Annotated in this window: 20 protein-coding genes and 1 pseudogene; 5 read left to right on the top strand and 16 right to left on the bottom strand. The window is 62.4% G+C overall.

Going from position 1 to position 20,396, the window contains the following annotated elements; genetic code table 11:
- Positions 1-45: 45 nt before the first annotated feature.
- The 8 genes from gloA to rsxA all read right to left on the bottom strand — a co-directional run bounded on the left by gloA (position 46) and on the right by rsxA (position 7,460).
- On the bottom strand, positions 46-459 hold the full coding sequence (gene gloA / locus R2E40_RS13530; protein WP_011706456.1) for a lactoylglutathione lyase: 414 nt from the start codon (positions 457-459) through the stop codon (positions 46-48).
- 131 nt (positions 460-590) lie between these two features.
- Positions 591-1,232, bottom strand: coding sequence for an endonuclease III (gene nth, locus R2E40_RS13525; RefSeq protein ID WP_318163603.1), 642 nt, complete (start codon positions 1,230-1,232; stop codon positions 591-593).
- A gap of 14 nt (positions 1,233-1,246) precedes the next feature.
- Positions 1,247-2,005, bottom strand: a complete 759-nt coding sequence (locus R2E40_RS13520) for an electron transport complex subunit E (RefSeq protein ID WP_318163602.1) — start codon at positions 2,003-2,005, stop codon at positions 1,247-1,249.
- A 17-nt stretch (positions 2,006-2,022) separates the two neighbouring features.
- Positions 2,023-2,655: an electron transport complex subunit RsxG gene (rsxG, locus tag R2E40_RS13515; RefSeq protein ID WP_318163601.1), complete on the bottom strand. Its 633-nt coding sequence runs from the start codon at positions 2,653-2,655 to the stop codon at positions 2,023-2,025.
- 34 nt (positions 2,656-2,689) lie between these two features.
- Entirely contained in the window at positions 2,690-3,742 is a 1,053-nt protein-coding gene (gene rsxD, locus R2E40_RS13510) for an electron transport complex subunit RsxD (protein WP_024944882.1), read from the bottom strand.
- Positions 3,743-3,745: 3 nt separating this feature from the next.
- Complete coding sequence (gene rsxC, locus R2E40_RS13505) at positions 3,746-6,304, bottom strand: electron transport complex subunit RsxC (RefSeq protein WP_318163600.1); 2,559 nt, start codon at positions 6,302-6,304, stop codon at positions 3,746-3,748.
- A 6-nt stretch (positions 6,305-6,310) separates the two neighbouring features.
- Positions 6,311-6,874: an electron transport complex subunit RsxB gene (rsxB, locus tag R2E40_RS13500; RefSeq protein ID WP_011706450.1), complete on the bottom strand. Its 564-nt coding sequence runs from the start codon at positions 6,872-6,874 to the stop codon at positions 6,311-6,313.
- Positions 6,875-6,878: 4 nt separating this feature from the next.
- A complete protein-coding gene (gene rsxA, locus R2E40_RS13495; RefSeq protein WP_005302262.1) occupies positions 6,879-7,460 on the bottom strand; it encodes an electron transport complex subunit RsxA in 582 nt (193 codons plus the stop codon).
- Positions 7,461-7,572: 112 nt separating this feature from the next.
- Between rsxA and R2E40_RS13490 the strand changes: the two genes are divergently transcribed.
- Both R2E40_RS13490 and R2E40_RS13485 read left to right on the top strand, forming a co-directional pair.
- The gene (locus tag R2E40_RS13490; protein ID WP_318163599.1) at positions 7,573-8,469 is read left to right on the top strand and encodes a DMT family transporter; all 897 of its coding nucleotides are present in this window, start codon (positions 7,573-7,575) and stop codon (positions 8,467-8,469) included.
- Positions 8,470-8,519: 50 nt separating this feature from the next.
- A complete protein-coding gene (locus tag R2E40_RS13485; protein ID WP_227291228.1) occupies positions 8,520-8,717 on the top strand; it encodes a hypothetical protein in 198 nt (65 codons plus the stop codon).
- A gap of 61 nt (positions 8,718-8,778) precedes the next feature.
- Here R2E40_RS13485 and R2E40_RS22940 read toward each other — a convergent pair whose 3' ends face one another.
- Together R2E40_RS22940 and R2E40_RS22935 are read right to left on the bottom strand one after the other, a co-directional pair.
- Positions 8,779-9,210: a methyl-accepting chemotaxis protein gene (locus tag R2E40_RS22940; protein WP_258955074.1), complete on the bottom strand. Its 432-nt coding sequence runs from the start codon at positions 9,208-9,210 to the stop codon at positions 8,779-8,781.
- 108 nt (positions 9,211-9,318) lie between these two features.
- Positions 9,319-10,077 (bottom strand): annotated as a pseudogene (locus R2E40_RS22935) (PAS domain-containing protein); the annotation flags it as partial.
- Between the two features lie 326 nt (positions 10,078-10,403).
- On the opposite strand from R2E40_RS22935, the gene fabV reads away from it, so the two are divergent.
- Both fabV and R2E40_RS13470 read left to right on the top strand, forming a co-directional pair.
- A complete protein-coding gene (gene fabV, locus R2E40_RS13475) occupies positions 10,404-11,597 on the top strand; it encodes an enoyl-ACP reductase FabV (RefSeq protein ID WP_017408076.1) in 1,194 nt (397 codons plus the stop codon).
- A 163-nt stretch (positions 11,598-11,760) separates the two neighbouring features.
- Entirely contained in the window at positions 11,761-13,236 is a 1,476-nt protein-coding gene (locus tag R2E40_RS13470) for a YfcC family protein (protein WP_011706444.1), read from the top strand.
- Between the two features lie 65 nt (positions 13,237-13,301).
- Here the strand turns inward: R2E40_RS13470 and R2E40_RS13465 are convergent, their stop codons facing one another.
- Positions 13,302-14,516 (bottom strand): pyridoxal phosphate-dependent aminotransferase, encoded by a 1,215-nt coding sequence (locus R2E40_RS13465; RefSeq protein WP_011706443.1) that lies wholly within the window; start codon positions 14,514-14,516, stop codon positions 13,302-13,304.
- A gap of 380 nt (positions 14,517-14,896) precedes the next feature.
- Here R2E40_RS13465 and R2E40_RS13460 point away from each other — a divergent pair, with 380 nt between their 5' ends.
- Positions 14,897-15,109 carry a DUF1653 domain-containing protein gene (locus R2E40_RS13460; RefSeq protein ID WP_017408079.1) on the top strand — a complete coding sequence of 71 codons (213 nt, stop codon included), beginning with the start codon at positions 14,897-14,899 and terminating at the stop codon, positions 15,107-15,109.
- Between the two features lie 56 nt (positions 15,110-15,165).
- Here the strand turns inward: R2E40_RS13460 and R2E40_RS13455 are convergent, their stop codons facing one another.
- The 5 genes from R2E40_RS13455 to R2E40_RS13435 all read right to left on the bottom strand — a co-directional run bounded on the left by R2E40_RS13455 (position 15,166) and on the right by R2E40_RS13435 (position 20,393).
- Positions 15,166-15,429 carry a GrxA family glutaredoxin gene (locus R2E40_RS13455; RefSeq protein WP_010633640.1) on the bottom strand — a complete coding sequence of 88 codons (264 nt, stop codon included), beginning with the start codon at positions 15,427-15,429 and terminating at the stop codon, positions 15,166-15,168.
- Between the two features lie 142 nt (positions 15,430-15,571).
- Positions 15,572-17,008 (bottom strand): D-alanyl-D-alanine carboxypeptidase/D-alanyl-D-alanine-endopeptidase, encoded by a 1,437-nt coding sequence (gene dacB, locus R2E40_RS13450; RefSeq protein WP_318163598.1) that lies wholly within the window; start codon positions 17,006-17,008, stop codon positions 15,572-15,574.
- A 131-nt stretch (positions 17,009-17,139) separates the two neighbouring features.
- Complete coding sequence (locus R2E40_RS13445) at positions 17,140-18,900, bottom strand: DEAD/DEAH box helicase (protein WP_318163597.1); 1,761 nt, start codon at positions 18,898-18,900, stop codon at positions 17,140-17,142.
- Between the two features lie 113 nt (positions 18,901-19,013).
- Positions 19,014-20,051: an HlyD family secretion protein gene (locus tag R2E40_RS13440; RefSeq protein ID WP_318163596.1), complete on the bottom strand. Its 1,038-nt coding sequence runs from the start codon at positions 20,049-20,051 to the stop codon at positions 19,014-19,016.
- 3 nt (positions 20,052-20,054) lie between these two features.
- Positions 20,055-20,393, bottom strand: a complete 339-nt coding sequence (locus R2E40_RS13435) for a DUF3302 domain-containing protein (RefSeq protein ID WP_011706438.1) — start codon at positions 20,391-20,393, stop codon at positions 20,055-20,057.
- Positions 20,394-20,396: the final 3 nt, after the last annotated feature.

Genomic DNA, 20,396 nt, shown 5'->3' with positions numbered 1-20,396 from the left:
AGAGCGCCTTGGCGCTCTTTTTTGTTTTTCGGGGCTCAGTCTGGATCAGAAACTGTCGCCGAGGCCGCTGCCGGCATCCTTCTTGGCGATCAGCTCAATCTTGTAACCGTCCGGATCTTCCACGAAGGCAATTACTGTGGTGCCGCCCTTGACCGGGCCCGGCTCGCGGGTGATCTTGGCGCCGGCGGCGCGCAGCGCCTCGCAGGTGGCATAGATGTCGTCCGCTTCCAGCGCGATGTGACCGTAGGCCGAGCCCAGCTCGTACTCGCTGACACCCCAGTTGTAGGTGAGTTCGATCACCGCTTCATCTTTCTCGTCACCGTAGCCGACGAAGGCCAGGGTGTACTTGTATTCGCTGTTCTCGCTCTTGCGCAGCAGTTTCATCCCCAGCACTCGGGTATAGAAGTCGATGGAGCGTTGCAGATCGCCGACGCGCAACATGGTATGCAGGATTCTCATTGCTCAATTCTCCGGGTAGTGGTTTTTGTGGTATGGGTGCCGCCCGGGGGGCGGATACCGGCGCTTGGCTCAAGCCCGTGCTCGCCAGGAGCTGCGCCATGGCTGCGCCGCATGCGAGCCGGCAGCCGTGTTCAGCCCTCCGGGTAGACCTTTTCCTTGTACTCGCACAAGTCCTCGATGATACAGGAACCGCAGCGCGGTTTGCGAGCCAGACAGGTGTAGCGTCCGTGCAGGATCAGCCAGTGGTGCACGTCCAGCTTGAACTCGGCGGGAACCACCTTGAGCAGCTTCTCCTCCACCTGATCGACGTTCTTGCCCACCGCAAAGCCGGTGCGGTTGGAGACCCGGAAGATATGGGTATCGACGGCGATGGTGGGCCAGCCGAAGGCGGTGTTGAGCACCACGTTGGCGGTCTTGCGGCCGACCCCGGGCAGGGCCTCGAGGGCTTCGCGGTTCTCCGGCACTTCACCGCCGTGGCGCTCCAGCAGGATGGCGCAGGTCTTGATGACGTTCTCGGCCTTGGTGTTGAACAGGCCGATGGTCTTGATGTACTCCTTGACCCCGTCTACCCCCAGTTCCAGCATGGCCTGGGGGGTGTTGGCCACCGGGTAGAGCTTGTCGGTGGCCTTGTTGACGCTGACATCGGTGGCCTGGGCCGACAGCAGCACGGCGATCAGCAGCTCGAAGGGCGTCTTGAAGTTGAGCTCGGTGGTGGGGTGGGGGTTGTCGTCCCGCAGTCGCTCCAGTATCTGCCTACGTTTCTGATTGTTCATGGCTCTCTCTTGGCTCAGAGCTGGGTCGCGCGGGCACCCGCGGCCGGCACGCTGCAGTGGGCCTTCTCGGCGCTCTGCTTGCGACCCATCCAGTCGTTGATGGCGTTCTTGCCGGCGATCATCAGGCCGAGACCGATGAAGCCGCCAGGGGGCAGGATTGCCAGCAGCAGGCTGGCATCGGCGTGGAACAGCTCGATGCGCAGTGACTTGGCCCACTCTCCCAGTAGCAGGTCGGCACCGTCGAACAGGGTGCCCATGCCGATGATTTCGCGCAGTCCACCCAGCATCAGCAGCACCAGGGTAAAGCCGAGCCCCATCATGAAGCCGTCGAGGGCCGCCAGCAGCGGCGGGTTCTTGGAGGCATACGCCTCGGCCCGGCCGATGATGACGCAGTTGGTGACGATGAGGGCGATGAAGATGCCGAGCGCCTGATAGAGGCCGTAGGTGTAGGCGTTCATCAGCAACTGCACGCTGGTCACCAGCGCCGCGATGATCATCACGTAGACCGGGATGCGGATATCCTTGGGCACCAGGTTGCGCACCAGCGAGATGGCGAGGTTGGAGCTGACCAGCACCGCCATGGTGGCAAGGCCAAGCCCCAGCGCATTGGTGAAGGTGGAGGAGACTGCCAGGGTGGGGCAGAGGCCCAGCACCTGTACCAGGGAGGGGTTGTTCTTCCACAGCCCCTGCAGCATCAGCTCCTTGAGCTCTTCGCGGCGGCTATTGCTCTCGCTGAGCGGGCTCTGCCCGTCAATCACATCGACTTGTTCCATAAGCTTGTGCTCCGGCGTTAGGGGGTGGCGTCACAGGCGGGGGCGTCGCGCAGCAACTCTGGGTGCTCCTGTTGCAGCAGCAACAGGTTCTTCACCGCCTTGACTACGGCCCGGGGGGTGATAGTGGCGCCGGTGAAGGCATCGAACTTGCCGCCGTCTTTCTTCACGGCCCAGCTGGCCTCGTTGTCGTGGCTGAGAAACTTGCCGACGAAGCTGTTGATCCAGTCCGACTTCTTCAGTTCGATCTTGTCGCCAAGGCCGGGGGTTTCCTTGTGGGCCAACACCCGCACCGCGCTGACGGCGCCTTTGGCATCGGTGCCCACGATGAGGCGAATGGCCCCACTGTAGCCGTCGGGGGCGACGGTTTCCAGCGCGTAGCCGGTGATTTCGCCCTGCTTGGTCGCGGTGTAGAGCGGCATGGCTTGGTCGCTGCCCAGATAGCGTCTGCTCTGCACCAGCTTGCAGCTGGCGACCAGATCGTTGTCATAGCTTCCCTCCGGCAGCAGGGCGGAGAGGGTGCGCAGCTTCTCCAGCTGTTGCTGATGGGCGATCCGCCCCTGGGTCAGCTCGTTGGTCAGCACCACCACGGCGGTGCAGGCGAGGGCAAACAGGGCGAGAGTGACGCCGTTTTTGCGCATGCTCTTTAACATTGCATCATTCCTGAGGGTGAGGTGTGCGCGAGGATCATTTGCGACGGGCTCCGTAGACTTTCGGGCGTGTCAGGCTGTCGATCAGCGGTACGCACAGGTTGGCCAGCAGCACGGCAAAGGCGAAGGCATCCGGGTAGCCACCAAAGCGGCGGATGACATAGACCAGCACGCCGATGAGCACGCCATAGACCAGGCGGCCGCGCGGGGTGGTGCTGGCACTCACCGGATCGGTGGCGATGAAGAAGGCCCCCAGCATGGTGGCGCCGCTGAACAGGTGGAACATGGGGGTGGCGGTGGCATCCGGGGTGATCAGATAACCCAGGGTGGCTGCCAGCAGCAAGGAACCGAGGATGGCCCCCGGAATGCGCCAGTTGATCACCTTCTGCTGCAGCAGGAACAGGCCGCCCAACAGGTAGCCGAGGTTGACCCAGCTCCAGCCGATGCCGCCCCAGCCTTCGAATACGGTGTGGGTCATCACCTCGCCGGCGGTGAGGCCCTGAGTCAGCCCGGTTTTCAGGGTGTCGAGCGGCGTGGCCATGGTCAGCCCATCCACCCCCTGCTTGAGCTGCGCCATGCTGTAACCGTCGAGGCTAAAGCCGGTGAAGATCACCGAGGCCGCATCGCCAAAGCCGATGTCATAGGCGGCGATGCTGGAGGGCGGCAGCCAGCTGGTCATCTGCACCGGGAAGGAGACCAGCAACAGCACATAGGCCACCATGGCGGGGTTGAACAGGTTTTGACCCAACCCGCCATAGAGGTGTTTGGCGATGATGATGGCAAACGCCGTGCCCAGCACCAGCATCCACCAGGGCAGCAGCGGCGGCAGGGAGAGACCGATCAGCACGGCGGTCAGGGCCGCGCTGCCATCCAGCAGGGCCGGCTTGACGGGGCGTCCGCGCAAGCGCAGTACCAGCGCCTCCGAGCCCAGCGCCGTGACCAGCGCCAGCAGGATTTGGATCAGGGTGCCCCAACCAAAGAACCAGCTCTGCGCCAGAAAACCGGGCAGGCAGGCCAGGATCACCAGCAACATCAGGGTTTGGGTCTGTTTGCGGTTGTGGGCAAACGGCGCACTCGCGATATTGAACATGGATCAGTGGCTCTTGTCGGTCGATGGAGAAAGAGAGGCTTGGGCTGCTGCCTCGGCCGCCAGTTTCCGGGCCTTGGCACGGGCCACGGCGGCGGCAATGGCCGCTTTCTTGGGATCCGCATCGGAGGCTGGCTGCAACGCATCGGCAGCCGGTGCCGCCACTGTGGTCACCTCGGGTTTGGCTGTGGCCTCCTCGTCTTGCGCCTCTGCGGGCTTGGCAACGGCCTCCTCACCTTGCGCCTGAGCGGCCTTCTTGGCCTTGGCGCGGGCGATGGCGGCAGCGATGGCCGCTTTCTTGGGGTCGACCTCGGCGGCAGAGTCAGGCTGCGGCGCTGCGGCAGGGGCTGCCACGGCGGTCTCTTCACCTTCGGTCACGGCTGCATTCCCTTGCGCCTGAGCGGCCTTCTTGGCCTTGGCGCGGGCAATGGCTGCTGCGATTGCCGCCTTCTTGGGATCCGCGTCGGCGGCTGAGTCAGGCTGCGGCGCTGTTGCAGGGACTGCCACGGCGGTCTCTTCACCTTCGGTCACGGCTGCGTCCCCTTGCGCCTGAGTGGCCTTCTTGGCCTTGGCACGGGCAATGGCAGCAGCGATAGCCGCCTTCTTGGGATCCGTGTCGGCGGCGGTGTCAGACTGGGGCGCGCCTACAGGGCTATCCGCAGCCGCTTCATCACCTTGCGTGCTGGCAGCTTTTTTGGCTTTGGCGCGGGCAATGGCTGCCGCGATGGCCGCCTTTTTGGGATCCGTGTCGGCAACGGGGTCAGACTGAGACGCAGCAGCAGGGCTATCCACAGCCGCTGCTTCGCCTGGCTCCTGAGCCGCTTTTTTGGCCTTGGCACGCGCCAGCGCCGCCGCAATCGCCGCTTTCTTGGCATCCTGCCCGTCTGCTGCCGGCGTATCGGCCTGAGCCGAGTCGGACTCGCTGGCGGCCGCCTTGGCGGCGCGGCGGGCGATGGCCTCCTGCTTGCGCGCCTCGCGGGCGGCAATCATGGCGCTGTTGTCCGGTGCGAGTTCGCTGGTGCTGACCGGCGCAGCGTCCTGCTTGGCCTTGATGCGGGCCAATGCCGCGGCCACCGGATCTTCTCCGCCGGCCGCCGTCATGGCCTGGCGACGCTGGGCGGCAGCCTCGGCATGACGGGCTTCGCGGGCGGCTTTTTCCCGCTCGAAGCGGGCCTGCTTGGCCTCGAAGCGCTGCTTGGCGCGCTCGGCCTTCTCGGCCTCGGCACGCGCCTCGCGAATGTCATCCTTGGCAATCTTGTAGTACTGCACCAGTGGGATTTCGCTCGGGCAGACCCAGGCACAGGCGCCACATTCGATGCAGTCGAACAGGTTGAGCCCCTCTGCCTTGTCGTACTCCTTGGCCCGGCTGTACCAGTAGAGCTCCTGCGGCAGCAGGTTGGCCGGGCAGGCGTCGGCACAGGCGCTGCAGCGAATGCAGGCCTGCTCCGGACCGGGCGGCGGCAGCTCGGCCCGGGTGGGGGAGAGCAGGCAGTTGGTAGCCTTGACCACCGGCACCATGGCATGGGGCAGGGTAAAGCCCATCATGGGCCCGCCCATGATCACCCGCTGATCCGCCTCGGGCTGCAGCTCGAAACGCTGCAGCAACCAGCGCACCGGGGTGCCCAGCAGCACCCAGGCGTTGCCCGGCTTCTTGAAGGCGTCGCCGGTGAGGGTGACGATGCGGGAGATGAGCGGCTCGCCGTCGATGATGGCGCGCTTGATGGCAAACACGGTGGCCACGTTGAGCACCATGATGCCCATGTCCACAGCGCGGCCCCCCTTGGGAACCTGGCGGCCGGTGAGCAGCTCGATGGTCTGCTTGGCGCCGCCCGAGGGATACTTGGTGGGCACCGTCTTGACCAGTACGTCTTCGTCTGTGGTATGACGGGTCAGCTCACCGATGGCGGCTGGCTTGTTGTCTTCCACCCCGATCAGGGTCAGCCTGGGCTTGAGCAGGTGCTTGAGCACCCGGATACCGTCCATGATCTCGTCGGCGTACTCCTGCATCAGCCGGTCATCGGTGGTGATGTAGGGTTCGCACTCCAGCCCGTTGACGATCAGGATCTCGGTCAGCTGACCGCGGCCATCGAGCTTGCTGTGGGTCGGGAACACGGCGCCGCCAAGGCCCGCGATGCCGGCCTGCTGGATGCGTTCGAGCAGCTCGCCCCGCTCCAGATTCCAGTAGTCGCTGCGGCCCTGACGTTCGCCCCAGGCATCTTCGCCATCCGGGGTGAGGGTGATGCAGAGATCGTCGAGCCCGGAGGGGTGGGCCACAGTATGGTGACCGATGGCGGTGATGGTGCCGGAGGTGGAGGCGTGCACCGGCACGAAACGCCCCTTGTCATGGCGAGTGAGCGGCTGGCCCTTCTTGACCTTGTCGCCGACCCGCACCAGCAGGTCGCCGGCCGGGCCCGCGTGCTGGCGCACCGGGATGATGAGCTGGGGCGGCAGACCCGCGTCCACCACCGGGGTGAGACTGGATTGGTCTTTGTTCTCGGGAGGGTGAATGCCGCCGTGAAAATCCCACAGAGTGCCGGCTTTGATGCGTTCGAGTAAGGACTGCATGGTTACTTATTCCACTATCTTGACCGGAATGGCGACGTTGGCCAGATCCCACTTCCAGTTGTCGACCGTGGTCGGCACCGGGATCATTTCGATACAGTCGGTCGGGCAGGGATCGACACAGAGATCGCAGCCGGTGCACTCGTCGGCAATGACGGTGTGCATCGCCTTGGTGGCGCCGACGATGGCATCGACCGGACAGGCCTGGATGCACTTGGTGCAGCCGATGCATTGATCTTCATGAATGAAGGCGACTTTCTTGATGGGAGCGGCGGCTTCGGCGCCGCCCAGTGGTTGGGGTTCGACCCCCATCAGGTCGGCAATCTTGCGCATGGTGGCATCGCCACCTGGCACGCACTTGTTGATCTGGTCGCCATTGGCCAGCGCCTCGGCGTAGGGCTTACAGCCCGGGTAGCCGCACTGGCCGCACTGGGTTTGCGGCAGCAGGGCGTCAAGCTGATCGACGATGGGATCGGCTTCCACATGAAATTTGACGGCGGCAAAGCCCAGGATGATGCCGAAGGCCAGAGCCAGCAGAGCCAACACCAGAACGGCAAAGAGTATGTGAGTCATAGCGCTATATCTTGATGAGGCCGGTAAAGCCCATAAAGGCCAGCGACATCAGGCCGGCGGTGATCATGGCGATGGAGACGCCGCGAAACGGGGTCGGGACGTCGGCGGCCACCAGACGTTCGCGCATGGCGGCAAACAGGATCAGCACCAGCGAGAAACCGGTGGCGGCGCCGAAGCCGTAGATGATGCTCTGGATGAAATTGTGGTGCTCGTTGATGCTCAGCAGCGCCACCCCCAGCACGGCGCAGTTGGTGGTGATGAGCGGCAGGAAGATGCCCAGCAGACGATAGAGGGTGGGGCTGCTTTTGCGGATAACCATCTCGGTAAACTGAACCACGACGGCGATCACAAGAATGAAGGCGAGCGTGCGCAGGTAGGCGATGTTCAGCGGGATCAGGATATAGTGTTCCATCAGATAGGAACAGGCGCTGGCCAGGGTCATCACGAAGGTGGTCGCCAGCCCCATGCCGATGGCGGTTTCCAGCTTGCCGGAGACGCCCATGAAGGGGCACAGGCCGAGGAATTTCACCAGCACGAAGTTGTTAATCAGCACAGTGCCGACCAATAAAAGCAGGTACTCAGTCATTGCAGGTTGGTTATCCGGTGTGAAGGCGGCGGTATTATCTGATTTTAGGTGCCTTTTAACAACCGCAAGGCCGCATGGTTATTATTCAAATGGCCAATTTCATGGAGGAAACGTGCGCCCTTTACCCATTTTTACCCTGACCCTGGCGATGCTGCTCTGGTCCAGCTCCTTCATCGCGCTCAAGCACGTGTTGGGGGTCTGGGGCTTCGGTCAGGTGCTGTTCATGCGCATGAGCGTGGCGGCGCTCTGCTGGCTGTGCTGCTACCGCTATCTCGGCAATTTCCGCTATCAGCAAGGGGACTGGCGCTGGCTGGTGTTGATGGGGGCACTGGAGCCCTGCCTCTATTTCCTGCTGGAGGTCAACGCCCTGCGCTACACCAGTGCCGGTCAGGCCGGCATGGTCTGTGCCCTGTTGCCGCTCATCGTGGCGCTGGTGGCCTTCGTGCTGATCCGCGAGCGGGTGAGCAGCCGCCAGTTGCTCGGCTTTGCCATCGCCATCTTCGGCATCGCGCTGCTCGGCTTTGGCAGCGGGGCGGATGAATTTTCCCCCAATGCCCTGCTTGGCAACAGCCTGGAGATGGCGGCCATGTTCTGCGCCGCTACCTACTCGGTGGTGTTCAAGAAGCTCTGCAGCCGCTACAGCGTGTTGACCCTGACTGCGTTGCAGGCCTTCGTCGGCACCCTCTTCTTCGCCCCCTTTGCCTTTGGCGAACCCTGGCCGACGGCCTGGGTCTGGCAGGACATGGCGGTCATCGTCTTTCTCGGCGTCTGCGTGACCCTGGGGGCCTACCTGCTCTACAACTGGTCGGTGACTCAGGTGAAGGTGACGCTGGCGGCGGCCTACGTCAATCTCATCCCGGTGTTCACCCTGCTGCTGGCCTATTTGCTGCTGGGAGAGACCCTCAACGCCTTGCAATGGGTGGCCTGTGGCGCCGTGCTGCTGGGGATCGCGGTGGGACAGCTGCCGGCAAGGCGCGTGCGGATGCCGGCGGCCACCACAGGCTCGTGACGGCCGCAAATTGACTACAGTCAGGGCTGGTAGCAGCGAGGAGCGGGATCATGAGTGACATGAGGTTATTGGCGCAGGCGCGACTGCTGCTTGGCCACAATCCCTTCACCCTGGCCGATGCGCGGGCACTGGAGGCGCTGGAAGAGGAAGCGGTGGGCGAGGAGGGGCTCTGCATCGCCGAGCTGTGGGAGTGCGCCCTGCAGCAGGCCGACGAGGAGGCCAGGCACTATCTGTCGGGGCGGGATTGACGCTTTGATCGGAAGATAAAAAACACGGGGCCTGGCCCCGTGTGTTGTGATGGCGAGGCCTTTAGATGGAGAGGCCCTTGACGGTGTCCGACACCGAGTTGGCGTCCTCGATGATCTCCTGAATGACGCCGGCGATGATGTCGGCCTGGGCCTGGCCCGCCATCGCCTTATCCGATACCACCGAGACGGTCTGGGTGATCCTGGAGGTGATGTCGGAGTTGAGCCGGATGACGGAGACTATCTCGCCGGTAGAGGTGGAGGTTCTGGCCGCCAGCTGGCGCACTTCATCGGCCACCACCGCAAACCCGCGGCCCTGCTCGCCGGCGCGGGCTGCCTCGATGGCGGCGTTGAGCGCCAGCAGGTTGGTTTGATCCGCGATGCTGCTGATGGTCGAGATGATGGACTCTATGCTTCTGGATTGCTGGTTGAGGTTCTCTATCTGCCGGCTGACTTCACTGACCGAGCTGTTGATGTGGGCCGAGGTTTCCAGCACCTTGTCGATCACCTCTCGTCCCCTGGCGGCGCTCAGCACCGTCTCTCCGGCGATGGCGCAGGCTTTCTGGGCCGCTTCGCGCACCGAGATGGATTTCTCCACCCGCTCGCTGATGTTGCTCGCCAGCTTGATGATTTTGATCACCTTGCCCTCATGGTTGAAGATGGGGTTGTAGGTGGCCTCCAGCCAGATCTTCTCGCCGTGGCGGCCACGGCGCATGAAGAGCCCGGACTGGATGGAACCCGTCCCCAGATCCCGCCAGAAGTTGGGATTCTGCTGATAGAAGGCCTCGTCACAGAACATGCGGTGGGACTGGCCCACCACCTCGTCCAGCCGGTAGCCGAAGCAGTGCAGGAAATTCTGGTTGGCGGTGATGACGGTGCCATCGGGCTGGAAGTCGATGACGGCCAGGGATTTGTCCAGTGCCGCCAGCAGGGCCTGGGTGCGCTCCAGGGTGGATTGCTGTTCGGTGACGTTGGAGGCCACCTTGGCCACCTTGATCACCTTGCCATCGAGGAGGATCGGGAAGTAGCTGGCTTCGAGCCAGACCGCCTTGCCCGATTTGGCCTGCCGGATGAAACGGCCGTTGCGCGACTCCCCTCTGCGCAGATCCTGCCACAGCTGCTCATATTCGCGGGTTTTCACATCCTCGGGAAAGCAGAGGGCGCTGTGGTGCTTGCCGATCACCTCCTCCCGGGCGTAGCCCACGATGGCGAGAAAGCGATCGTTGACGAAGGTGACCACCCCTTCCGGGGTGAACTCGATATAGGGAACCCGTGACTGGATGGCCTGCTCAAAGGCGCCAAGTTCTGCGATCTGTGCCGCTTGTTCACTCTGTTCACTTTTACCCGTGCGATTCCAAAACATGGCGGAGCTCCTTGTTAAGACCCTGACGAGGCCTTTCATGACAATACCCGACCGGCTGAATACTAGTACAGGTTGTTTGGCTGTCGCCTCAGCCATCAGGGTTAATTGTTTGTTTTGTCATTATTGATCTTGTCATGTCGGCAAGCCATGCAGAGGGGCGGGGAGGTCAGCCCCGCTCCGGCAGGCTGACGGCAGGCCCCTTGGGCGGCATTTGTCCCACGCTTTGCTCATTTTCCCCGCGATTCAACACATCAGAGCACCTTATCGCGGCAAGATGAGGTATCTTATGCCCCGATTTCATCCATTAAACGGATCCGAGACCCCATATGATCATCAAACCCAAGGTTCGCGGCTTTATCTGCACCACCACTCACCCGGTCGGTTGTGAAGCCAATGTTCGTCGCCAGATCGCTTATACCAAGGCCAAGGGCACCATCGAGAATGGTCCCAAGAAGGTGCTGGTGATCGGCGCTTCCACCGGTTATGGCCTGGCTTCCCGCATTGCCGCCGCCTTCGGCTCCGGCGCTGCCACCCTCGGTGTCTTCTTCGAAAAAGCCGGCAGTGAGACCAAGACTGCCACCGCCGGCTGGTACAACTCCGCTGCCTTCGACAAGGCCGCCAAAGAGGCGGGCCTCTACGCCAAGAGCATCAACGGCGATGCCTTCTCCAACGAGTGCCGCGCCAAGGTGATTGAGCTCATCAAGCAGGATCTGGGTCAAATCGATCTGGTGGTCTACTCCCTGGCCTCGCCGGTGCGCAAACTGCCGGATACCGGCGAAGTGGTGCGCTCTGCCCTCAAGCCCATCGGCGAGGTCTACACCACCACCGCCATCGATACCAACAAGGATCAGATCATCACCGCCACCGTCGAGCCGGCGAATGAGGAAGAGATCCAGAACACCATCACCGTCATGGGTGGTCAGGACTGGGAGCTGTGGATGGCGGCCCTGCGCGATGCAGGTGTGCTGGCCGACGGCGCCAAGTCGGTGGCTTACTCCTACATCGGCACCGACCTGACCTGGCCAATCTACTGGCACGGTACTCTGGGCCGCGCCAAGGAAGATCTGGACCGCGCCGCCGCCGCCATCCGTGGCGATCTGGCCGCCAAGGGCGGCACCGCCCACGTGGCCGTGCTCAAGTCCGTGGTGACCCAGGCATCGAGCGCCATTCCGGTGATGCCGCTCTATATCTCCATGGCCTTCAAGATCATGAAGGAGAAGGGCATTCACGAGGGCTGCATGGAGCAGGTGGATCGCATGATGCGCACCCGTCTCTACGCTGCCGACATGGCGCTGGACGATCAGGCCCGCATCCGTATGGATGACTGGGAACTGCGCGAAGACGTGCAGCAGACCTGCCGCGACCTGTGGCCGTCCATCACCAGCGAGAACCTCTGTGAGCTGACCGACTACACCGGTTACAAGCAGGAGTTCCTGCGTCTGTTCGGTTTCGGGCTGGACGAGGTGGATTACGATGCGGATGTGAATCCGGACGTGAAATTCGATGTGGTCGAGCTCTGAGTCTGACCCAAGTGAAAACAGGGCCCCGCGGGGCCCTGTTTTTTTGGCAAAAATCCCGCTAAGTTGCGAAATTTTATTATCCGCGATCACCTTTTTCCCATATCAAACCCGCTAGTCTGGCGGTGATCGGATCACATGACGGCATTGCCGAGGTACGGAAGCTATGACCACTCCACATGAAGCGCCCAAAAAGCGCCAACTCCCCACTGTCTATACCCTGCTTTTCATCATCATCGCCCTGATGGCGGCCTTGACCTGGGTGCTGCCGGCGGGCAAATACAACTACGTGACGGCCAAGACCCAGCAGCCGATTGCGGCGGCGGCCGTGGCCGACTACAGCGGCGACGAGCGACTGTTGCCGGTGCCCGGCAGCTACACCGAGCTCCCCTCCCAACCGCAGGGGGTATTCGATGTGCTCAAGGCGCCCATTCAGGGTTTTCACAAGGCAGCCGACGTGGCGCTGTTCGTGCTTATCATCGGCGGTTTTCTGGCGGTGACCATGCAGAGCGGAGCACTGGATGCCGGTGTAGGCGCCATCGTGCGCGGCTTTGCCGGGCGCGAGCGGCTGCTTATTCCCGTGCTGATCGCCCTGTTTGCCCTGGGCGGCTCCACCTTCGGCATGGCGGAGGAGACGGTGGCCTTCTGGGCACTCATCGTGCCGGTGATGATGGCGGCAGGCTTCGATCGCATGGTGGCGGCGGGGATCATCCTGCTTGGCTCCGGGGTCGGGGTGCTCGCCTCCACCGTCAACCCGTTTGCCACCGGCATCGCCTCCGGTTTTGCCGGTATCCCCATCGGTGAGGGGATTGGCCTTAGGGTTGTGCAGTGGCTGCTGCTGGTGATCTTCGCCTCCTGGTTCGTGATGCGCTATGCCAAGCAGGTGCAGCAGGACAAGTCCCGCTCCGTACTGGCCGACATCGCCTATGACGACGAGTTCTCCCAGATGAAGAGCGGCAACCTCGCCTTCAGCGGCAAGCAGAAGCTCACCATGCTGGTCTTCTTCGGCACCTTCCTGCTGATGATCTATGCGGTGGTGCCCTGGTCGGATCTGGGCATCGACCTGCTACCCACCCTGGGCTGGTGGTTCGACGAGCTCTCCACCCTGTTCTTCAGCGCCTCCATCCTGATCGCGCTGATCAACCGGATGCCGGAGTCCAACTACGTGGCGACCTTCCTCAACGGCGCGCGGGACCTCATCGGGGTGGCGCTGGTGGTGGCGGTGGCACGCGGCATCTATGTGGTGATGGAGCATGGGGTCATCATCGACACCATACTGCACTGGGCCGAGGGGCTGGTGAGCGGGCTGTCGTCGTCGGTGTTCATCCTGATGGCCTATCTGGTGCACATCATCCTGAGCTTCTTCATCCCCTCCACCTCGGGGCTGGCGACCGTCTCCATGCCGCTGATGGGGCCGCTGGCAGACTTCTCCGGCATTTCGCGGGATCTGGTGATCACCGCCTATCAGTCCGCCTCTGGCTGGATCAACCTGTTCGCCCCCACCGCCGCTCATCTGGTGGCGGGGCTGGCGCTCGCCAAGATCCCCTACGATCGCTTCGTGCGCTGGGTGCTGCCCTTCATCATCGGGGTGGCTCTCATCACCATGGCGGTGCTGGTGGCCGGTGCCCTGCTGCACGGCTGATGGCGCGGCTAGCAAACGACAGACAACAAAAAGGCTCCCGCGGGAGCCTTTTTCATGAGCCTTGCTTACTGCTTGTAGCCCTTGAGGAAGCGGGCGAGACGGCCGATGGCCTCTTCCAGCTCCTCTTCCCGGGGCAGGAACACCAGCCGGAAGTGATCCGGCGCCGGCCAGTTGAAGCCGGTGCCCTGCACCAGCAGCAATTTTTCCTGCTGCAGCAGATCGAACACCATCTTCTGGTCGTCGCGGATGTCGTACACCTTGGGGTCGAGGCGCGGGAACATGTAGAGCGCCCCTTTGGGTTTGACGCAGGAGACCCCAGGGATGTCGTTGAGCAGCTCCCACGCCTTGTCGCGCTGGCGGCGCAGGCGGCCGCCCGGCAGGATCAGCTCGTTGATGCTCTGGTAGCCGCCAAGGGCGGTCTGGATGGCGTGCTGCATCGGCACGTTGGCACAGAGCCGCATGGAGGCCAGCATCTCCAGCCCCTCGATGTAGCCCTTGGCACGGCCCTTGGGACCGGTGATGACCATCCAGCCCTGACGGAAGCCGCAGGCACGGTAGGCCTTGGAGAGGCCGTTGAAGGTCACCACCATGACATCGTCGCACAGGGTGCAGACGCTGGTGTGGGAGATGTCGTCGTAGAGGATCTTGTCGTAGATCTCGTCGGCGAAGATGATGAGGTTGTGCTGGCGGGCGATTTCGATCACCTCCAGCAGGAACTCGCTGCCGTAGACGGCGCCAGTCGGGTTGTTGGGGTTGATCAGCACCAGGCCGCGGGTGCGCGGGGTGATGCGGGCACGGATGTCGTCGAGATCCGGATACCAGTCGGCCCCTTCGTCGCAGCGATAGTGCACCGCATGGCCACCAGAGAGGGTCACCGCCGCAGTCCATAGCGGGTAGTCGGGGGAGGGCACCAGCATCTCGTCGCCGTTGTTGAGCAGCGCCTGCATCGCCATCACGATGAGCTCGCTGGCACCGTTGCCGATGTAGATGTCGTCGATGTCGACCTTGCGCATCCCTTTTTGCTGGTAGTACTGCATCACCGCCTTGCGGGCCGAGAACAGCCCCTTGGAGTCGCAGTAGCCCTGGCTGAGCGGCATGTTGAGGATCACATCCTTGATGATCTCTTCCGGCGCATCGAAACCGAACGGGGCCGGGTTGCCGATGTTGAGCTTGATGATGCGGTGGCCTTCGTCTTCGAGACGGCGAGCTTCTTTATGCACCGGGCCGCGGATGTCATAGCAGACATCGTCGAGCTTGTGCGACTTGTCGATAGTGAACATGGTGACTGTGATTCCTTCCCCCTGGGGGCGCGTTGGCGAAAAAGGCGTTTTTTAGTATCAAATTTCTTTTCCCCTATTCTTCACAGAATTGAATGCTAGAACAATCCTCTTTTTAGTAGAATTCCCTGATTTTTAGCCCTAAAACAGGGTTGCCAAAGCGTTAAATTCAGCACGATCGTTTGTGGTAACCGAGTTTCACCAGTGAAAGATGAGGGGCTGATTAACAAAGCTACCCGACTGTGTTGAAATATTCACTCTCGCTGGCACGATTGGCTTGCGTGAAAAATGTCATTATTTTTGTCGGCGCCGGCCCCAAAAGCAGAGCATGTGGTCTGCGCGCCATGCTGGCGCCGCCCGGCGTCGATATCGAAGGAGTTCCCATGCAAGCCCCCGCAGTTGGTCGCTACCGCCATTTCAAGGGTGGGTATTATCAGGTGTTGACCCTGGCCCTGCACACCGAAACCGGGGAGCAGCTGGTGATCTACCAGAGCGAGCAGGATGGCGCCGTCTATGCCCGCCCGGTGGCCATGTTCATGGAGTGGATCGAGCATCAGGGAGATGTGGTGAGCCGTTTCACCCCGGTTGCCGGCTGAGGCTGACCATTGACCATGAAAAAGGCGCCTGATGGCGCCTTTTTCACAATGTGAGCTTACTGGTAGAGACCCAGGTTCTCTTTGGCATAGGCTTCGAAATCGGTGCAGCCACCGATGTGCTGCTCGTCCAGGAAGATTTGCGGCACGGTATTGACCGGCTTGCCGGCGCTCTTGGCCAGATCTTCCTTGGTGATGCCTTCGGCGTGGATGTCCACGTAGCGGAATTTGAAATCGTCACGCTGTTCAACCAGCTGCTCGGCGATCTGCTTGGCACGGACACAATAGGGGCAACCGGGACGGCCAAAAATCACTGCAAACATGTTCTCTCTCCATTCATATGAGGCTGGGAACAGGATAGCCCCGCCTCGTGACTAGTCAAAGTGGAAATTGTCGATACGGCCGTTCGCCATCTTCGATAAGGCGCGCTTCGCCGGCCGTGATCGTCAATCACCTTATGGCAGCTCAACCCTGATCGGCGATCTGGATCGGCTGCTGCTGATAGATGCTCTCCAGCACCCCCTTCTCGAACAGGGTCCAGGGCCAGGCGGCCTTGCTGGCGCGGTAGCGCTCGTGGGTTGCCGGATCCTGCGACAGGCCGCGCTGGAACATCACGAAGGCCTTGCGCTGGCCGCCGGCGGTATCGATGAAGCCCACCAGGTTGGAGGTGCCGGTGATGGTGCCGGTCTTGGCGTGCACCTTGTTCTTCATCATGGGGGCGGTGACGCTGCGCCGCCATGCCAGGGTGCCGTCCACCTGGGAGCTCGGCAGCAGCTTGATGAGGCCAAGCTCGGCATCATTTTTCTGGATGAAGTTCAGCACCGACAGCATCTGGCGGGCGCTGATGAGGTTGTGGGCAGAGAGGCCCGAGCCGTCGGCCAGGGTGGCGTTGCCCAGATCGATGCCGTTCTTGGTCAGAATGGCGCGCACCGCCATGGTGCCGCTGCGATAGCTGCCCGGCTTGTTGTAGTAGTGGCGCCCGACGGTCTTGAGGAAGGTATCGGCATAGAGGTTGTCCGATTTTTTCAGCATCTTGGCCAGCATCACCGGCAATGAGACCGAGTAGTGGGTGCCCAGCGTCTCGGCATTGTCCGGCGATTTGTGGGTCACCCGCAGCAGGCCCTCATGCTTGATACCGGCCCTGTCCATGGCCCAGCGGATGTTGTCCCAGCCCCAGGCCTCCACGTCGTGGATGGCGAAGCGCAGCCCTTGGGGCTCCTTGTTCGGGGTGATGCAGCCCTTGAGCTCGTAGAAGTTGCCCTTGGCCATGTCCACTTCCAGTGCGCAGAACTGGCGCGCCATGTCGCCATAGCTCATCACCTCCACGTTGTCGGCACCGATGCCGATGGGCACGCCGGTGGCCACGTTGCCGGTGGCCGGTTTGCCGATCTGGGTGGCGGTGATGGTGCCGTAGGCGCAGTTCTTGTCGATGATGACCGAGGAGACCGGGGCGGCGAAACAGAGAGTCTGATCCCCCCACGACCAGCCGTTGCCACGCTCGTAGCCGTTGTAGGCGCCGGTATTGACGTAGACGTTGCCCTTGATGCGGTTCACGCCGAGCTGCTTGAACAGGGCCAGCAGATCCATGCGGGAGAGGGTGGGGTCGCCGACGAAGTTGATCCAGATGTCGCCATTGATGACATCACCCTGTTTGGCGCCGGGCTGAGCCTGAATGTCGGTGGCAAAGCGGAAGTCGGCACCGAGCTCGAGACGGGCCGCCAGCGCGGTGAGTACCTTCATGGTGGAGGCGGGGGCGATCATCTGATCCGCATGACGGGCAAATTCAACCCCGTTGTTGCCCTGCACTATGATGGCGTACTGGCCCCCCTGGGGCGGGGTCAGCGGGGCGGCCTGGGCCGCCAGGGAAAAGAGAGCACAAAAACCAATCAACAGCCGCTGCATAACATCCTCTAAACGTGACGAAGGGCTCGGCAGTGGTGCCGGCCCTGACAATTCAACCTGGTTTCACCCGCCGATGCGGGATCGACCGTGGCAAAGCAATTCATACGATTTATGCCGGTCGCCACTGGCCATCACGCCATCGAGTTGGCGGTGCGATAGCGACCCTCATAATCAAAAATCTTCTCTTTTATCTGCCAGAACCGTCCCGCTTTGCGGGCGATGACGAAATCGGGGTGGCGGAACTGGCTTTCTGCCGCCAGCACGCTCGCCAGGGTGGCAAATTCGGGCTCCAGACCCGGGGCGGGCCAATGATGACGCACAAAGTGCTGTTGAAACAAGCGCCGTGCGCCCTCGGAGTGAAATCCGAAGTACTCATTGAGGGTGAGACCATCCTCATCGTGATAGATCACCTCCAGCCGCTCCCCCTGTTTGCCGCGCCCTGCAGTGAGGGTCAGCCCAGCGCAGCGGATCACCATGCAATCCTTGAGATTGAGCGCCTCTTTGAGCTTGTCGTCCGGATCCACCAGCAGCTGATCGCAGCTCTGGCAGCGGCGGGCGGCGATGTCGTTTTCGCTGCCGCAAGCGGGGCAGATCTTGGCGCGAAAGCGGTAGTCACACTCCTCGCGATGGCCCTCGTCATCTTCAAACAGCCCCTGACAGCGGCGGCCGTAGTGCTCAATCACCTTGCCATCCTCGTCGGTCTTGCCCCAGAAGGTGTTGGCAAAGCCGCAGGCAGGGCAGGGCACCTGCACCGGCTCGGTACCGGCGTGGGGCCTGGGTTCCCCCACTTCGGGGGCGAACAGGTTGAAGTTGTTGCCGGCGTAGTCGAGCACCAGACAGTCCGTCTTGCCGGGCGAGAGGCGCAGGCCGCGACCCACGATCTGCTGGTAGAGCGACACCGACTCGGTGGGGCGCAGCATCACGATGAGATCCACGTGGGGGGCGTCGAAGCCGGTAGTGAGCACCGCCACGTTGACTAGAAACTTGAGCTCGCGCGCCTTGAAGGCGTTGATGAGGGCGTCGCGCTCCGGCCCCGGCGTCTCGCCGGTGATGAGGGCGGCCTGCTGGCCTCTGGCGCCGAGCAGGCCATGAATTTCGCGGGCATGCTCGACGGTGGCGGCGAAGATCATCCCCCCCTGCCGGTCGGCCGCATACTCCAGCACCTGGCTCAGGATATGGGGGGTGACCCGCTGTTGGCGCTTGATCTCGCCGTTGAGATCCGCCTCGCTGAACAGACCGTTCTCCCGTGCCACCAGCTTGCTGAAGTCGTAGTGGACGATGGGGGCATCCACCAGCCTGGGCGGGGTCAGATAGCCGTTCTTGACCATGAAGCGCAGGGGCAGCTCGAACACGCAGTCGCCGAACAGCCGCTCACCGTGGCTCTTGACCATGCCGTGGTAGTGGCGCCGATAGATCCAGCCCAGCCCGAGCCGATAGGGGGTGGCGGTGAGACCGAGGATCTTGAGGGCCGGATTGGCGGCCTTGAGGTGGCCTAACACCTGATGGTACTGGCTGTCGTCATCCAGCGAGACCCGATGGCACTCGTCGATGATGAGCAGCGAAAACGCCCCGTCGAAGGCAGCCAGATTGCGCGCCACCGACTGCACCGAGCCAAACACCACCTGGGCGCTCGCCTCCTTGCGAGCGAGCCCGGCGGCGAAGATGTCGGCCTTGAGTCCCCATGCTTCGTACTTGGCGTGGTTCTGCTCTACCAGCTCCTTGACGTGGGCCAGCACCAGCACCCGGCCGCGCGCCTTGCGGGCCAGTTCGGCGATCACCAGACTCTTGCCAGCCCCGGTGGGCAGCACCACCACGGCGGGATCCGGGTGCTGACGAAAGTGGCTGATCACGGCGTTGACGGCGTCGGTCTGATAGGGTCTGAGAACGAACATGCAGGCTTGGGGTATCGATATGGGGTGGTGCAGGATGGCGCCATTATAGGGATCTTGGCGCCAAAAAACAGCGGGCCGGCATGGTGCCGGCCCGCTGGCGTTGACGTCTTCGCTTAGTGGAAGGGGAAGACGTAGTTCATCCAGCTGGCCATGCGCAGCAGCACCTTGCGCATCACCGAGACATGGTGGAAGTGCTTGGTGTAGATGGCGGCTTGGCCGCTGGCCCCGGCGATCACCTGATACTTGGCCCACTCTGGGTCGGTGATGGAGATGAGGACCGGCAGGCGGCCCGGCCGCACGGCACTGGTCTGATCCAGCAGGCCGGCGTTGGCCTGCACATTGCCTGCGGCGATGGCCGGGATCACGGCGGTCACCTTGCCCTGGAAGATCTTGCCGGGGATGCCGTCGATCACCACCTCGGCCTCATCGCCTACCGCCAGGCGCTGCATGCTGTTCTGCCAGAACCAGCCCACGTAAGCGTTCTCATCCTCGTGAATGAAGGTCATCACCGGGCGATACATGTAGGGGGTGGCGATCATGCCGGGGCGCAGGGCCAGCTGCACCACGTGACCGTTGCTCGGGGCATAGACCACGGTCTGCGCGACCTGATATTTGGCCTCGTCAAGTTGGGCCTGCAGATCTTCCAGCGTTGCCTGTTGCTGCTCAAGCTGGGCCACGATGTCGTCCACGTTGGCCTGGGTGACGTCGAGGTCGCGCTGCTTGCCGACGCCGCGACGCATCAGATCGCTGGCGCGATCCCGGTCGAGCTTGGCGGAGCGCAACCTGGCCTCGATGGACTTGAGGTGGTTGCGGTTGGATTCAACCCGCGCCGTCAGACTGTCTGCTTTGAGCTGGAAGGGGGCGGCATCTAGGCGAAACAGCACGTCGCCCTTCTTCACCGGCTGGTTGGCCTGTACCGGCACCTCGATGACCCGGCCCTTGACCAGCGGCACGATCGGGGTGGAGACATAGTAGTTGCGCGCCATCTCGGAATAGGGATGGTTGTAGTTCATCAGCATGATCAGGGTGCCGATGAGCAGCACGCCGCCCAGCGCGGCGGTGGGCACGGTCCACTTGTTGAGCGGGATACGGAAGATTTTGAAGATGGCCACGCAGACGGCCGTGTAGGTCAGGATCAGTAGCAGGTCCATGATTTATCCCTGTTGCTCGGTCTGTTCGATGGTATTGAGGCGGGCCTTGAGGTCGGCCAGCTCCTGTTTGAGCTGCTGGATATCATCTTCATCCTGCTGCAGCCGCTGGTTGAAGCCCCAGCCCCGCTCGGGACGATAGAGGGTGGCCCAGATCCAGAGGAAGGGCCACAGCACGTGCAGAGTGAACAGACTGACCCAGCCAGCCACGTGAATGGCGTCCTGATGGGGGTGCTGACGATGTTTGGCTATTTCATAGGGAATGTCGTGAATGACGATGACTCCATAAAAAATGACCAAACCCACAAAAAAAAGCAGACCAAGAGCAAAATAATCGAGTGCCATTTA

Origin of the sequence: Aeromonas sp. CD (assembly GCF_033349375.1) — a bacterium.
Lineage (GTDB): Bacteria > Pseudomonadota > Gammaproteobacteria > Enterobacterales > Aeromonadaceae > Aeromonas > Aeromonas hydrophila.
Note: the sequence above shows the minus strand (reverse complement) of the source record. Positions and strands in the feature narration are given on the sequence as shown.

Excerpts from the sequence above, each read along its gene's own strand:
- R2E40_RS13520 (WP_318163602.1), bottom strand. The coding sequence starts at position 2,005 with ATGGAACAAGTCGATGTGATTGACGGGCAGAGCCCGCTCAGCGAGAGC.
- R2E40_RS13435 (WP_011706438.1), bottom strand. The coding sequence starts at position 20,393 with ATGGCACTCGATTATTTTGCTCTTGGTCTGCTTTTTTTTGTGGGTTTG.
- R2E40_RS13485 (WP_227291228.1), top strand. The coding sequence starts at position 8,520 with ATGAGTGACATGAGGTTATTGGCGCAGGCGCGACTGCTGCTTGGCCAC.
- rsxC (WP_318163600.1), bottom strand. The coding sequence starts at position 6,304 with ATGCAGTCCTTACTCGAACGCATCAAAGCCGGCACTCTGTGGGATTTT.
- R2E40_RS13440 (WP_318163596.1), bottom strand. The coding sequence starts at position 20,051 with ATGGACCTGCTACTGATCCTGACCTACACGGCCGTCTGCGTGGCCATC.
- rsxD (WP_024944882.1), bottom strand. The coding sequence starts at position 3,742 with ATGTTCAATATCGCGAGTGCGCCGTTTGCCCACAACCGCAAACAGACC.
- dacB (WP_318163598.1), bottom strand. The coding sequence starts at position 17,008 with ATGCAGCGGCTGTTGATTGGTTTTTGTGCTCTCTTTTCCCTGGCGGCC.
- R2E40_RS13470 (WP_011706444.1), top strand. The coding sequence starts at position 11,761 with ATGACCACTCCACATGAAGCGCCCAAAAAGCGCCAACTCCCCACTGTC.
- fabV (WP_017408076.1), top strand. The coding sequence starts at position 10,404 with ATGATCATCAAACCCAAGGTTCGCGGCTTTATCTGCACCACCACTCAC.
- rsxG (WP_318163601.1), bottom strand. The coding sequence starts at position 2,655 with ATGTTAAAGAGCATGCGCAAAAACGGCGTCACTCTCGCCCTGTTTGCC.
- R2E40_RS13460 (WP_017408079.1), top strand. The coding sequence starts at position 14,897 with ATGCAAGCCCCCGCAGTTGGTCGCTACCGCCATTTCAAGGGTGGGTAT.
- nth (WP_318163603.1), bottom strand. The coding sequence starts at position 1,232 with ATGAACAATCAGAAACGTAGGCAGATACTGGAGCGACTGCGGGACGAC.
- rsxA (WP_005302262.1), bottom strand. The coding sequence starts at position 7,460 with ATGACTGAGTACCTGCTTTTATTGGTCGGCACTGTGCTGATTAACAAC.
- gloA (WP_011706456.1), bottom strand. The coding sequence starts at position 459 with ATGAGAATCCTGCATACCATGTTGCGCGTCGGCGATCTGCAACGCTCC.
- rsxB (WP_011706450.1), bottom strand. The coding sequence starts at position 6,874 with ATGACTCACATACTCTTTGCCGTTCTGGTGTTGGCTCTGCTGGCTCTG.
- R2E40_RS13465 (WP_011706443.1), bottom strand. The coding sequence starts at position 14,516 with ATGTTCACTATCGACAAGTCGCACAAGCTCGACGATGTCTGCTATGAC.
- R2E40_RS13455 (WP_010633640.1), bottom strand. The coding sequence starts at position 15,429 with ATGTTTGCAGTGATTTTTGGCCGTCCCGGTTGCCCCTATTGTGTCCGT.
- R2E40_RS13445 (WP_318163597.1), bottom strand. The coding sequence starts at position 18,900 with ATGTTCGTTCTCAGACCCTATCAGACCGACGCCGTCAACGCCGTGATC.